A 13,075-nucleotide genomic window follows, 5' to 3' on the forward strand; every position below is an offset into this window, starting at 1 on the left:
TCGCGTCAATAAGTCTTGTAAGGCAAAAACTTCCCCGACAACACCACATTGACTCGATCCCCCTTGGGATCCGGCTGGCGCACGATGTCCATTGAAAAGTCGATCGCGCTCATGATGCCGTCGCCGAATTCTTCGTGGATCAGCTCTTTGATGGTCGTGCCGTAGACGCCGACGATTTCATGCCAGCGGTAAATCAGCGGGTCAGTCGGCACGGGCGTGGGCAAAGAGCCTTTGTAAGGCACAACCTGCAGCCATTTCTGCTCTTCGGCCGTGAGGCCAAAAATCTTGCCGATTACTTTGGCCTGCTTTGCGTCAAAGGTCATCTGGCCCAGGCAGCCGGCGGTTGTCCATTCCTTGCTGAGGCCGACTTTCTTGGCGACGGATTCCCAGGTGATGCCTTTGCTGACTTTGACGGTGATGATTTTTTCGGTGATGTCGTTGCGGTTCATGGTTTCTTGGCTCCTGTGTTTGAGGTGGTTGAAAAAAGAAATGAAGTGGTCAATGCGCCTTGGCGCGCGTGACCAGGAAATCGACGATGTGGTTGCGCAGCTCGTAATAACCGGGCAGGTGATGCAGGCCGGCGCGGGTGCGTTCGCGGGGCAGGGGGTTGACGACTTCCTCGGCGATGCGGCCGGGCGCGTAGACACCTTCGTTGTCTGTGCCGTTGCTCATCAAGAGGATGCGGTCAGCCAGCAGGATGGCTTCGTCGACGTCGTGGGTGATCATGAAGACCGTCTGCTGCGTCTCGTGCACGATGGCCATCAGTTCGTCCTGGATGGTGCCGCGTGTCAGCGCGTCGAGGGCGCCGAAGGGTTCGTCTAACAGCAACATCTTGGGCTGTATCGCGAAGGCGCGGGCGATGCCCACGCGCTGTTTCATGCCGCCCGAAAGCTGCGACGGCTTTTTGTCGATGGCGGCCGAGAGGCCGACCATGGCGACGAATTTCTCGACGTGGGCGTTGACCTGTGCGGTCGTCCAGTCGGGCCAGCGCGAGACCACGGCGAAGGCGATGTTTTTGCGCACCGTGAGCCAGGGCATGAGGGCGTGGCTCTGGAAGACGACGCCGCGCTCCAGGCTGGGGCCGCCTATCTCGCGGTTGTCCATAAAGACGTGGCCGGCGCTCGCGCTGTCCAGGCCGGCCAGCACATTGAGGATGGTGGTCTTGCCGCAGCCCGAGTGGCCGATGATGCAGACAAACTCACCCTTGCTGATGCTGAAGGACACATCGGCAAACACCGGCCTGCCGGGCGTGAAGGTCTTGCTGAGCCCTTCGATTTTCAGAAATCCCTGCATATATTCTTTCTTTGGCGGGCTGCTTGTCTGGACGCGGGTGGCGGTTTCACTCCACATAGGTCACTACCTTTTGGAGTTGCGCAAACGCCAGGTCCAGCAGCATGCCGACGATGCCTATGACCAGGATGGCGAAGATCACGTTGGTGAGCGAGAGGTTGTTCCACTCGTTCCAGACGAAGTAGCCAATGCCGGTGCCGCCCACCAGCATCTCGGCCGCCACGATGACCAGCCAGGCGATGCCCATGGAGATGCGCATGCCGGTCAGGATGGTGGGCGCGGCCGCCGGCAGGATGACCTGGAAGGCCTTGCGCAGGGGGCTGACTTCCAGCGTGCTGGCCACGTTGAGCCATTCGCGCTTGACCGAGGCCACACCGAAGGCCGTGTTGATCAGCATGGGCCAGACCGAGCAGATAAAGATCACAAAGATCCCCGAGATCGACGAGTCCTTGATGGTGTAAAGCGCCAGCGGCATCCAGGCCAATGGCGAGATGGGCTTGAGCACCTGGATGAACGGGTCAAATGCGCGGCGCAGCAGGGGCGACATGCCGATCACAAAACCCAGCGGGATCGCCACCAGGCTGGCCAGCAGAAATCCCAGGCCCACACGGCCCAGCGAATGCGCCAGCTGGATGGCGATGCCCTTGTCGTTGGGCCCGCGGTCGTAAAACGGGTCGCGCAGCTGCCTGACGAAGGTCTCGCCCATCTGCATGGGCGTGGGAAAGCCCGAGGCCTTGGCCGCGCCCGGGTCCTTGCCCATCATCTTCTGGTACTCGACCTGCTCGGCCGTCATGCCCGCGCTGCCGGCGCCCGTGCCGGCCGACGAGGCCGTGGCGGCGTACCAGACGGCGACAAAGACCACCAGCAGCAAGGCCGAGACAATGCCGGCGCGAAAGCCCAGGGTTTTGAGGATATTCATGGCGAAGGGTCAGTGGGGAAAGACGGTGCGCCCATGTCAGGACATCTTGTTGATGGCAAAACCCTTTGCGTACTGGTCCGCCTTGGCCGCATCAAACTCCTTGCCCATGATGGTGAACTTGGGATAGCTCCCCTCCGGCACCTTCTGGCCCAGTTCCTTCATGTACTTCTTCGCGTCGGTGATCAGGAAAACCTTCTCGGCGATCTGCTTGTAATTGACCTCGCCCTTGACGTAGCCCCAGCGTTTCATCTGCGTGAGCATCCACACCGCCATGGACTGCCAGGGCATGGGGTCGAAGTCGGCGCGGTCGGGCACGGTTTTGATGTTGCCCAGGCCGTCGGCGAACTTGCCAGTCAGCACCTGTTGCAGCACCGCCTCGGGCTGGTTCAGGTAGGCCTGCGGTGCGATGACCTTGGCGATCAGCTCGCGGTTCTTCGGGTCGCGCGCCATGGCGGCCGCCGTCAGCACCGCGCGGTAGAGCGCGGCAAAGGTGTTGGGGTTCTTCTGGATGAATTCGGTGGAGGTGCCGAAGGCGCAGCAGGGGTGGCCGTTCCAGATGTCCTTGGTCAGCAGGTGGATGAAGCCGATCTCTTCGTAAACCGCGCGCTGGTTGAAGGGATCGGGGCCCAGGAAGCCGTCGATGTTGCCGGCGCGCAGGTTGGCCACCATCTCGGGCGGCGGCACCACGCGCAGTTGCACGTCGGTGTCGGGGTTCAGGCCGGCCTCGGCCAGGTAGTAGCGCAACAGGAAGTTGTGCATCGAGTACTCGAAGGGGATGGCGAACTTGAAGCCTTTCCAGTTCTTCGGGTCGCGGTTGTTTTTGTGCTTGAGCGCCAGCGTGATGGCCTGGCCGTTGATGTTCTGGATGGTGGCCACGTTCATGGGCGTGGCGGTGGAGCCCAGGCCCATGGAAATCGCCAGCGGCATGGGCGACAGGAAATGCGTGGCGTCGTATTCCTTGTTGATCATCTTGTCGCGTATCAGCGCCCAGCCGGCGGTCTTGGTGACTTCCACCTCCAGGCCCTGCTGTTTGTAGAAGCCAAGGGGGTGGGCCATGATGAGCGGCGTCGCGCAGGTGATGGGGATGAAGCCGATCTTCAGGTTGGTTTTTTCGAGCTTGCCTTTTTCCTGGGCCATGGCCTGCATGCTGGCCACGGGCAGCACGCTGGCGATGGCGGCCATGGCCGTGCCCTTGCCGACGGCGCGCAGGAAGCGGCGGCGCACCTCGTCCTGCGGGAATAGCGCCTTGACCAGCGTCGCTTCAATGAATTCGTTGGAATAGGCTTCGAACTCGCTTGTCAGGCTGCGCTTGCGCAACTCGACGGCGGCGGCATCGGCGGCCACGGCGGCATGGTGGTCGGCCGCGCTGTGGTCCTTGCCGCAGCTGCACTTGAGCATCAGGGGCTGGTCGGCGTCGTAGGGAGAAAAGAATTCAGACATGGCGCGCACCTTTCGTTGGAAGATGCGGCTGTCTTGCAAGCAGCGGGCCACTTTGGGGTCGATGGCGGCGAAATGGCGGCATGCGCCGCATTTCGCCGTGGGTGCGATGACAGTGTGTAGGGCACCCACTACAAAAACGGCACGGCGGAGGCGCCATGCCGTCTTTGCGTGCCCAGGCGCGGGCGTTGGAGGGCTTTTCTGAACCCTTCAGCGGCGTCGCGCGGGCTCACGGCGGCGCGGGGATTTCATCGCCGCACCAAATTCGCGCAGGCTGCGGGCCGTACCCGGCCCTTGGCCCCGCCGCGGCGCTCAGGCCGGCGAGGAGATGTCGGCCAGCGACTGGCCCACATCCTCTTCATCCTGGCCCTTGACGGCGATGTCGCCGATGGAAATGATGCCGGCCAGGCGCTGCGACGCGTCCAGCACCGGCAGGCGGCGGATCTGGCGGGACGCCATGTCGGCGAGCACGGTGTCGAGGTCGTCGGTCTCGCGCGCGGTTCGCACGTCGCTGCTCATCACGGTGGACAGCGGCGTGCCGCCGTCCAGTCCCTCTGCCACGGCGCGAAGCACGATGTCGCGGTCGGTCACCACGCCGAGCAGCTTGTCGCCCTCGCACACGGGGATCACGCCCACATTGAGTTCGCGCATGGCTTTGGCGGCGTCGGCCACGGTAGCGCCGGGGGCCAGGGTGCGCACATTGCGGGTCATCACGTCGTTCACGGTGGTCATAAAAATCTTCCTTGGATGGGTTTGGGGCTTGGGCGAGACATCGCCGTCTGCAGCCAGCATGACCTGGGCGCGCGTGTTATGTGAGTCAACGGGCGCCCAAGCGGCCGTAGGACAAGGCCGTGCGAAGTTCCGCCCTCAGGCGCCGGACGGCGCCTTGCCGTGACGCTCGGCGTACAGCGCCAGCTCCACGTCGTTTTTGGCGCCGGTTTTTTCGAGGATGCGCAGCCGGTAGGTGCTGACGGTGTTGGACGCCAGGCCCAGCTGCGTGCCGATCTCGCCGACGGACTTGCCGGCGGTGAGCAGGCGGAACACCTGGTGTTCGCGGTGCGACAGGGCTTCAGCGCCGCTGCGCCCACCGCTGCCGCCGACCGCGCTGGCCAGCGCTTCGGCCGTGGCGGCTGAAACGTAGAGGCCGCCGGCCGCCACCTTGCGCACCGCCGCGATCATGTCGTCGGGATTCGCGCTTTTGTTCAGGTAGCCGGCCGCGCCCAGCTTGATGCAGCGCACGGCGTATTGTTTTTCAGGGTAGGTGCTGAGCATCAGCACCGGCAGGCGCGGCCATTGTTTCTTGAGGGCCTGCAGCACGTCCAGGCCGTCGCGGTCGGGCAGGGCGATGTCCAGCAGCACCGCGTCCAGGCCCGTGTCGCCGCCCAGGGCTTCGACGCGCAGCAGCACGTCGGGGCCGGTTTCGGCCTCGGCCACGACCTCGATCTCGGGCGCGTCGGCCAGCACCTGCTTCAGGCCCTCGCGCACGATGCGGTGATCGTCGCCGATCAGGATTTTGAGCAGGTTCATGGTGGGGTGGCGCCCGCGTCCGGCAGCGCGATGCGCAGGTGGAAAGTGGAGCCGCGGCCGGGTTCGCTGCTGATCTCCAGGCTGCCACCCAGGTGGCGCGCGCGTTCGCGCATGCCCATCACGCCATAGGCATCGGCGGCTTCAAAGGCGGCGGCTTCGGCGCCGCGGCCGTTGTCCTGTACCGCGATGCTGATGCCGGCCGCATCGGCGTGGATGCGGATGGCGACTTCGCTGGCGGCGGCATGCCGGCCGACGTTGCTGAGCATTTCCTGGAAGATGCGAAAGATGGCAATGGACCCCGGCTCGGGCAGGGGTGCGGCGCCGGCCACGTCCATTTGCCAGTCCAGCGCCAGCTCGGCCGACTGCACGAACTCGTGCGCCTGCCAGTCGAGCGCGGCCCACAAGCCCTGGTGGTCCAGGATGCTGGGGCGCAGGTCGGTGATGATGCGGCCCACGTTGTCGACGGCGCTTTCGATCAGCCGGCCCATGTTCTGGCATTTGTGGCGCATGGTGTCGCGCATGGCCTGGGCCGCTTCGGGTTCGCGTTGCTGCTGCTCGCCCAGGCGCTTGTCCAGCCAGCCCACGTCCATCTTGAGGGCCACCAGCAGGCTGCCGAGTTCGTCGTGCACCTCGCGCGCTATGCGCGTGCGCTCATCCTCGCGCACGCTGTGGGTGTAGGCCGTGAGTTCGCGCAGGTGCTGCAACGCCTCCGAGAGGGCGTGCGTGCGTTCGCTGACGCGCTGCTCCAGCACCGCATGCGCCTGGCGCAGCGCGTCCTCGGCCTGGCGCCGCGCCGAGATGTCGACAAAGGTCACCACCGCGCCCTGCACCACGCCGCCTTCGACGATGGGGTAAGAGGAATATTCGACCGCGAAGGCGCTCCCGTCCTGGCGCCAGAACAGCTCGGTGTCGATGCGGCAGGGCAGGGCCTTGCGGAAGGCATTGAAGATGGGGCACAGCTGCTCGGGGTAATGCGCGCCACCGGCATGCGAGTGGTGCGCGAGTTCGTGCATGTTGCGGCCCAGCACCTGCTCCGCTTCATAACCCAGCTGCTCGGCGCCGGCCCGGTTGATGAAGGTGCAGCAGCCGTCCATGTCGATGCCGAAAATGCCTTCGCCGGTGGATTCGAGCAGCTGCGACAGCCGGTCGCGCCAGACCGGCTGGTTGGCGCCGGGAAGGTGTGCGGGTGCGGTTGCTGGCATGGCGTTGTTCGGTGAATGAAGGACCTGGCTAGTCCGTAAATTCAGTAAACGTCTTTTCAGGGCAACGCCCGCTGGCGCCATTGCGTCCGTAGTAATTCCAGCGATAGGCCATTTCGGTGTTGTCCCGGCAAGCCACACCTTTGTACAACTTGCCATACGTGGCTCTGGCACCCGAGGATGATCGGTAGCTGTCATGGGATTCAGCCACCAGCACCCCATCTTTGGGGTAAACCTTCAGCACGCCATAAGACGCATTGCTCGGTATGTCGTACTCCACATAGAGTGTGTTCCGCTCGGCATCCCGCCCTGATTTTTCTATCAAGATAAAAACCGCCTCTTGCTGCTCAACCAGCTCCTGCTGCGTCAGGTGGGTAAATGTCTGGGATTGAACTTTTTTGCCGAATTTCAGCGCGGGGCCCAGCACCAGCAAGGGTTTTCGCTCGCCCTCAGCGGCAGGGTTGAACCGGTGTTGAAGCGGTTTCTTGAACCGGTTCACCACCGCCGAGAAAATTTCATCGTCGCTGAAGTTCTGGTTCTGCAGCTCCAAAGCCCAGACGGGGCTTGCAGCGCATAGCAGCATGGCCGCCATGAATGCGTGTGTTTTGAAATAGACCATGACCAAGCTTACCAAGCCGGGGCTCTGTTCGGACGGCCGTGATGGTCGGCTCGCATCATGGCGTGCGAAGCCCTGAATTTCTTCGATACGGGTTCTGGGCATATGCCAGGCATGAGCAAACAAGGTGCCCAGCTTGGTGCAAGGCCGGATGCTTTTTGCGCGCCAAAGCGGTGCAGAATGCCGCCTCCAGGCGGGAATCCCTGTAAAGTCCAAGGCATGCTTATGATTTTTGGGGGTGCCGCGCGCCCCTTGCTGCGGCTGGTTGCCGCTCTTTTCCTGACGACGATGGCCCTGCTGACGGCCTGCAGCCCCACCCTGAACTGGCGCGAAGTGCGGCCCGAGGGCACGCGCCTGGCGCTGCTGCTGCCCTGCAAGCCCGACAAGGCGCAAAAAACCGTGCCCCTGGGCGGGCCGGCGACGCCGCTGTCCATGCTGGGCTGCGATGCGGGCGGCGCCACCTTTGCCGTGGCGGTGGCGCAGCTGGGCGATGCGAGCCAGGCCGCGCCGGTGCTCGCGCAGTGGCAAAACCTCACGCTGGCGAATATGAAGGCCGGGCCCGCGCAGGTCTCGCCGCTCACCATGCCCGGCGCGGCCGCCATCCTGGTCAAGGCCCAGGGCCGGCGCGCCGACGGCACGGCGGTGAGCGGGCAGGCCGCTTACTTTGCCCAGGGTTCGCAGGTCTTCCAGGTGGTGCTGTATGCGGACAGCATCGCGCCTGAGGTCGCCGAGACCTTTTTCTCCAGCCTTAAATTCGAATGACAACCGCAGACCCCTCCATGCCCGGTCCCTTGCCCGCCCCATCCGCCGCGGCCCTGGAGCCCGGCCGGCTGGATGCCTGGACCGGCGCGATTGTGTTCCTGGCCTTTGCCGCGGCTTATTTCTGCTCGGCGCTGGTGCGGGCCATCACGGCGACCTTGTCTCCCGTGCTGACGCAGGATTTTTCACTGCATGCGCGCGACCTGGGGCTGCTGGCGGGCGGCTACTTCCTGGGATTTGCCGCCACGCAACTGCCGCTGGGCACCTGGCTGGACCGCCATGGCCCCAAGCGCGTGATCCTCAGCTTTTTGAGTGTGGCCGTGCTCGGTTGCCTGGCGTTTTCGCTGGCGACCAGCTTTGCCTGGCTGCTGGCCGCGCGTGTGCTGGTGGGCATGGGCGTGAGCGCCTGCCTGATGGCGCCGCTCACGGGCTACCGCCGCTGGTTCGAGCCGGGCACGGTGCTGCGCGCCAATTCCTGGATGCTGATGACAGGTTCGCTGGGCATGCTGGCCTCGACCCTGCCGGTGCAGTGGCTCATGCCGGTGACGGGCTGGCGGCCGCTGTTCTGGATCCTGGCGGCCATGATTTTGCTGTGCATGGCCGCCATCGCCTGGGTGGTGCCGAAGTGGAACCTGGCCCCCACGCTTGTCGCTTCGCGTACTGTGCTGCCCCCCGAGGGGGCTGGCCTTGCTCGGGGCGGCCCTTCGCTGCGGCCGATCATCGCCTCGCCGGCGCCGGCCGAAGCGGAGGCCGGCTACGCGCCCATCTGGCGCAGCCGCTATTTCCGCAAGATGACGCCCATGGCCTTCTTCAACTACGGCGGGCTGGTCGCGGTGCAGACCTTGTGGGCCGGCCCCTGGATGGTCAAGGTCGCGGGTTATACGCCGCTTGAGGCCGCCACCGGCCTCTTCTATATCAATGCCAGCATGCTGGTGACCTTCTGGAGCTGGGGCATGGTCAATCCCTGGCTGTCGCGCCACGGCTGGTCGGCGACCCGGCTGATCACCTGGGGCGTGCCCGTCAGCATCGCGCTGCTGGCCTTTAACATCGCGGCCGGCACGTCCACGGGCTGGCTGGGCTGGGCGCTGTTCTGCATGGGCTGCAGCGTCATGGGGCTGGCGCAGCCGGCGGTGGGCATGGCCTTCAAGCCTTCGCTGGCCGGCCGGGCGCTGTCGGCCTACAACCTGATGATTTTTGCCGGCGTGTTCGTCGTGCAGTGGGGCATAGGCCTGCTGATCGACGTGTTCGCGGCCCTGGGCCTGGGGCAGGTGGCCAGTTTCCAGGCGGCCATGGCGGTGTTATTGTGTTGTTGTATCGCCTCATATGGGTATTTCCTCAGTGTCCGCGTCGATAATTCAGTGGAACCCGCAAACCCATGAACGGCATTTTTATCATCGCCCACGCCCCGCTGGCCTCCGCCCTGCGCCAGTGCGTGCTGCATGTGTTCCCCGACAACGCGCCCGGCGTCGCCGCGCTGGACGTCCAGCCCAACATGCCGCCCGAGGAAACCCTGGCCCAGGCCCGCATCATGCTGGCGCAGCTGGGCACCTCGCATGCGCTGGTGCTGGCCGACGTGTTCGGCGCCACGCCCTGCAACGTGGCGCAAAAGCTCGTCGACGGCGTCCATTCCAAACTCATCACCGGCATCAACCTGCCCATGCTGCTGCGCACCATCTCCTACCGGCACGAGTCGCTCGACGCCCTGGTGGCGCGCGCCCTCATCGGGGCCACACAGGGCGTGATGCAGGTGGCCATCACCGCTCCGCAGAACCAGGTACGCCGAAACCATGATCAAGACCAGCACGACCATCAGCAATAAGCTGGGCCTGCACGCCCGCGCCTCCGCCAAGCTCACCAAACTCGCCGGCAGTTTCGGCTGCGAAGTCTTCATGAGCAAGGGCGAGCGCCGCGTGAATGCCAAAAGCATCATGGGCGTGATGATGCTGGCCGCCGGCCTGGGCAGCACCGTCGAGGTCGAGACCCACGGCAACGACGAGCAGGCGGCGATGGATGCGATCCTCGCGCTGATCGCCGATAAATTTGGAGAGGGTGAATGACCTCGCTTTCGCTCTTTGCAAGCAGGGGCCGCGGAACCGGCTTTGCCGGGCCGCAGGCGCAGCGGCCCCCTCGGGGGGCAGGGAGCTACGCGCAGCGAGCGACCGTGGGGGCTGCATGACCTTCTCTGTTCACGGCCTGGCTGTCTCGCGAGGGATCGCGATAGGCCGTGCCGTGCTGGTGGCGTCCAGCCGCGCCGACGTGGCGCATTATTTTGTGGACGATGCCAAGACGGCGGACGAGATCACGCGGGTGCGGATTTCGCGCAACGCGGTGATGGAAGAGATCACGCGCCTGCAGCAGGACCTGCCCAAGGACGCGCCGCACGAACTCGCCGCGCTGCTGGACGTGCACCTGATGCTGCTGCAGGACGAGCAGCTGATCAGCGGCGTGAAGCACTGGATCACCGACCGCCACTACAACGCCGAGTGGGCGCTGACCACGCAGTACGAAATCATCGCGCGCCAGTTCGACGACATGGAGGACGAGTACCTGCGCGAGCGCAAGGCCGACCTTGAGCAGGTGGTCGAGCGCATCCTGCGCCACATGAAGGGCGTGGCCTCGCCGGTGCAGCCGGCGGGCCAGGCGGGCGCGGGCCGCAAGCTCTCGCAGCAGGACCTGCTGCTGGACGACACCACCGATGTGCCGCTGGTGCTGGTGGCGCACGATATTTCGCCGGCCGACATGCTGCAGTTCAAGCAAAGCCTGTTCGCCGGCTTTGCCACCGACGTGGGCGGCAAGACCTCGCACACGGCCATCGTGGCGCGCAGCATGGACATCCCGGCGGTGGTGGGCGCGCGCAGCGCCAGCCAGCTGATCAAGCAGGACGACTGGGTCATCATCGACGGCGACGCCGGCGTGCTGATCGTCGACCCTTCGCCCATCATCCTGGCCGAGTACGGCTTCAAGCAGCGCCAGGGCGAACTCGAACGCCAGCGCCTGAACCGCCTGAAGAACACGCCCGCGCTGACGATAGACGGGCAGCGCATCGAGCTGCTGGCTAATATCGAGATGCCCGAGGACACGGTGGGCGCGGTGACGGCCGGCGCGGTCGGCGTTGGGCTGTTTCGCAGCGAGTTCCTGTTCATGGGGCGCAGCGGCAAGCTGCCCGACGAGGAAGAGCAGTACCAGGCCTACCGCAGGGCGATAGAAGGCATGCACGGCCTGCCGGTGACCATACGCACGGTGGACATAGGCTCGGACAAACCACTGGACCGCCACGCCAAGGCGCAGGACACCCACCTGAACCCGGCGCTGGGCCTGCGCGCCATACGCTGGAGCCTGGCGGACCCGCCGATGTTTTTGACACAGCTGCGTGCCATCCTGCGCGCCGCCGCGCACGGCCAGGTCAACCTGCTGGTGCCCATGCTGGCGCATGCCACTGAAATCCGCCAGACCATGTCGCTGATCGACCATGCGCGCGCGATGCTCGACAACAGCGGCACGCCCTACGGCCCGGTGCGCCTGGGCGCGATGATCGAGATCCCGGCGGCCGCGCTCACGCTCAAGCTCTTCCTGAAGTACTTCGACTTCCTGTCGATAGGCACCAACGACCTGATCCAGTACACGCTGGCGATAGACCGCGCCGACGAGACGGTGTCGCATCTCTACGACCCCTGCCACCCGGCGGTGCTGCGCCTGATCGCCGACACGATCGCCGAATGCGACGCCCAGGGCAAGGGCGTCAGCGTCTGCGGCGAAATGGCCGGCGACGTGGGCATGACGCGGCTGCTGCTGGGCCTGGGCCTGCGCAGTTTTTCCATGCACCCGTCGCAGATCCTGGCGGTCAAGCAGCAGATCCTGCGTGCCGACGCGTCCAAGCTGAAATCCTGGGCCGCGAAGGTGCTGGCCAGCGAAGACCCGGCGGCACTGCTGCAGGATTGATTCGCCCCGCCGAAACAAAGCGAAACATCCCGCAACCGGCGCGAAAACACGGCCGAGCCCGGCGCGGGCACCATGAAGAACCTCCAACCTCCCCTAAGGCTCTTCATGAAACACCGCATCAAAAAACTCCTGCTCGGCCTGTTTGGCGGGGCGCTCATCATCGGCAGCCTGGGCGCCTGCGCGCAGCGCGGCCCCGGCGGCATGCACGGCGACATGGGTTCGCCCGAAGCCCGTGCCCGCATGGTCGAAAAAATCGGCTCGCGGCTGGACCTCGATGCCGCGCAGAAACAGAAACTCTCGGTGCTGGCCGACAAGCTGCAAGCCCAGCGTACCGCCCTGCGCGGCACCACCGAGCCGCGTGACGCGGTTCGCGGCCTGTTCGCCGGCAACAAGCTGGACCAGGCCGGCGCGAAAAAGCTGATCGACGAAAAAACCGCGGCCCTGCAGGCCGGCAGCCCCGAGGTGATCGCCGCCGCGGCCGATTTCTTCGACAACCTGCGTCCCGAGCAGCAGCAGAAAGTTCGCGACTTCATGGAGCGCGGCCGCCGCTGGGGCCATCGTGGCTGAGGCGCTGTTCTTTCCGCCCGCGCGCGTGGCGCGGGCCGTGCGCCGCCAGGCTGTGGCTGTCGCACCGGGCAGCGCCAGCGGCGGCGTGCGCCTGCTGCTGCGCGCCGAAGGGCTCATGGTGCTGGCCGCTTCGGTGGCGGCGTATGCCCAGTTCGGCGCGGGCTGGAGCTGGTTCGCCGCGCTGTTCCTGCTGCCCGACCTGTCCTTCCTGGCCTACCTGGCCGGTCCGCGCTGGGGTGCATTGACCTACAACGCGGCGCACTCTTACCTGGGCGCCGTGGGCCTATTGGCCGCGGGTGTGCTCGGCGCTTCGCCCCTGCTGCTGGCGGCGGCGCTGGTCTGGTGCGCGCACATCGGCTTTGACCGTTTGCTCGGTTACGGCCTCAAGTACAGCGCGGGTTTTGGCCATACCCACCTGGGCCGGCTGGGACCGCAGGACCCATGGTGAAGACAGGCCAGCCCTGGCGCATGCTGCGCGGCTTTCTGCTGCTGGAGGCCGGCCTGCTGGGCGCGGCCGCGCTGGTGCATGGCGGCCTGCTGCTGCGGGGCCATGTCCACGGCCAGGCACGCATCGCCGAGGCGGTGATCGCCGCCGTGCTGCTGGCGGCCTGGGCGCTGAGCCTGGCGTTGCCCCGGCGCACGTACAAGCTGGCGCTGCTGGGCCAGTCCTTCGCGCTGATCGGCACGATGGTGGGCCTGTTCACCATCTTTATCGGCATAGGGCCGCAGTCGGCGCCCGACCTGGTGTTCCACCTGGCGCTGCTGGCCTTGCTGCTGGCGGGCCTGTACTTTGCGCGCCGCGCGAGTTTCATATGATGGCCG

The 13,075-nt window shown here is 65.5% G+C and carries 16 protein-coding genes; 8 read left to right on the plus strand and 8 right to left on the minus strand.

Going from position 1 to position 13,075, the window contains the following annotated elements:
- Positions 1–5 precede the first annotated feature (5 nt).
- The 8 genes from cynS to ACSQ27_RS12595 form a co-directional block, all read right to left on the minus strand.
- On the minus strand, positions 6–449 hold the full coding sequence (gene cynS, locus ACSQ27_RS12560; RefSeq protein ID WP_436155829.1) for a cyanase: 444 nt from the start codon (positions 447–449) through the stop codon (positions 6–8).
- Positions 450–498: 49 nt separating this feature from the next.
- A complete protein-coding gene (locus ACSQ27_RS12565; protein WP_436155830.1) occupies positions 499–1,293 on the minus strand; it encodes an ABC transporter ATP-binding protein in 795 nt (264 codons plus the stop codon).
- Between the two features lie 46 nt (positions 1,294–1,339).
- The gene (ntrB, locus tag ACSQ27_RS12570; protein WP_436155831.1) at positions 1,340–2,209 is read right to left on the minus strand and encodes a nitrate ABC transporter permease; all 870 of its coding nucleotides are present in this window, start codon (positions 2,207–2,209) and stop codon (positions 1,340–1,342) included.
- 36 nt (positions 2,210–2,245) lie between these two features.
- Positions 2,246–3,649 (minus strand): CmpA/NrtA family ABC transporter substrate-binding protein, encoded by a 1,404-nt coding sequence (locus ACSQ27_RS12575; protein WP_436155832.1) that lies wholly within the window; start codon positions 3,647–3,649, stop codon positions 2,246–2,248.
- Between the two features lie 309 nt (positions 3,650–3,958).
- Positions 3,959–4,378 (minus strand): CBS domain-containing protein, encoded by a 420-nt coding sequence (locus ACSQ27_RS12580; protein WP_436155833.1) that lies wholly within the window; start codon positions 4,376–4,378, stop codon positions 3,959–3,961.
- A gap of 135 nt (positions 4,379–4,513) precedes the next feature.
- Positions 4,514–5,173 carry a response regulator gene (locus ACSQ27_RS12585; RefSeq protein WP_436155834.1) on the minus strand — a complete coding sequence of 220 codons (660 nt, stop codon included), beginning with the start codon at positions 5,171–5,173 and terminating at the stop codon, positions 4,514–4,516.
- Positions 5,170–6,375 (minus strand): PAS domain S-box protein, encoded by a 1,206-nt coding sequence (locus ACSQ27_RS12590; protein WP_436155835.1) that lies wholly within the window; start codon positions 6,373–6,375, stop codon positions 5,170–5,172. The genes ACSQ27_RS12585 and ACSQ27_RS12590 overlap by 4 nt, the downstream gene beginning before the upstream one ends.
- A 28-nt stretch (positions 6,376–6,403) precedes the next feature.
- Positions 6,404–7,114 carry a hypothetical protein gene (locus ACSQ27_RS12595; protein WP_436155836.1) on the minus strand — a complete coding sequence of 237 codons (711 nt, stop codon included), beginning with the start codon at positions 7,112–7,114 and terminating at the stop codon, positions 6,404–6,406.
- Positions 7,115–7,207: 93 nt separating this feature from the next.
- On the opposite strand from ACSQ27_RS12595, the gene ACSQ27_RS12600 reads away from it, so the two are divergent.
- The 8 genes from ACSQ27_RS12600 to ACSQ27_RS12635 all read left to right on the plus strand — a co-directional run bounded on the left by ACSQ27_RS12600 (position 7,208) and on the right by ACSQ27_RS12635 (position 13,069).
- Positions 7,208–7,750 carry a hypothetical protein gene (locus ACSQ27_RS12600; RefSeq protein WP_436155837.1) on the plus strand — a complete coding sequence of 181 codons (543 nt, stop codon included), beginning with the start codon at positions 7,208–7,210 and terminating at the stop codon, positions 7,748–7,750.
- Positions 7,747–9,126: an MFS transporter gene (locus tag ACSQ27_RS12605; protein ID WP_436155838.1), complete on the plus strand. Its 1,380-nt coding sequence runs from the start codon at positions 7,747–7,749 to the stop codon at positions 9,124–9,126. Before ACSQ27_RS12600 ends, ACSQ27_RS12605 begins: the two co-directional genes overlap by 4 nt.
- On the plus strand, positions 9,123–9,566 hold the full coding sequence (locus tag ACSQ27_RS12610; protein ID WP_436155839.1) for a PTS sugar transporter subunit IIA: 444 nt from the start codon (positions 9,123–9,125) through the stop codon (positions 9,564–9,566). The genes ACSQ27_RS12605 and ACSQ27_RS12610 overlap by 4 nt, the downstream gene beginning before the upstream one ends.
- Positions 9,535–9,804, plus strand: coding sequence for an HPr family phosphocarrier protein (locus ACSQ27_RS12615; RefSeq protein ID WP_436155840.1), 270 nt, complete (start codon positions 9,535–9,537; stop codon positions 9,802–9,804). Before ACSQ27_RS12610 ends, ACSQ27_RS12615 begins: the two co-directional genes overlap by 32 nt.
- A gap of 115 nt (positions 9,805–9,919) precedes the next feature.
- On the plus strand, positions 9,920–11,686 hold the full coding sequence (gene ptsP / locus ACSQ27_RS12620) for a phosphoenolpyruvate--protein phosphotransferase (RefSeq protein ID WP_436155841.1): 1,767 nt from the start codon (positions 9,920–9,922) through the stop codon (positions 11,684–11,686).
- Positions 11,687–11,791: 105 nt separating this feature from the next.
- Positions 11,792–12,253 carry a Spy/CpxP family protein refolding chaperone gene (locus tag ACSQ27_RS12625; RefSeq protein ID WP_436155842.1) on the plus strand — a complete coding sequence of 154 codons (462 nt, stop codon included), beginning with the start codon at positions 11,792–11,794 and terminating at the stop codon, positions 12,251–12,253.
- Complete coding sequence (locus ACSQ27_RS12630; protein WP_436155843.1) at positions 12,246–12,701, plus strand: DUF4260 domain-containing protein; 456 nt, start codon at positions 12,246–12,248, stop codon at positions 12,699–12,701. Before ACSQ27_RS12625 ends, ACSQ27_RS12630 begins: the two co-directional genes overlap by 8 nt.
- Positions 12,695–13,069 carry a hypothetical protein gene (locus ACSQ27_RS12635; RefSeq protein WP_436155844.1) on the plus strand — a complete coding sequence of 125 codons (375 nt, stop codon included), beginning with the start codon at positions 12,695–12,697 and terminating at the stop codon, positions 13,067–13,069. Before ACSQ27_RS12630 ends, ACSQ27_RS12635 begins: the two co-directional genes overlap by 7 nt.
- Positions 13,070–13,075: the final 6 nt, after the last annotated feature.

It is taken from the genome of Polaromonas sp. LjRoot131, from assembly GCF_964252805.1.
Taxonomy (GTDB): Bacteria; Pseudomonadota; Gammaproteobacteria; order Burkholderiales; family Burkholderiaceae_C; genus Polaromonas.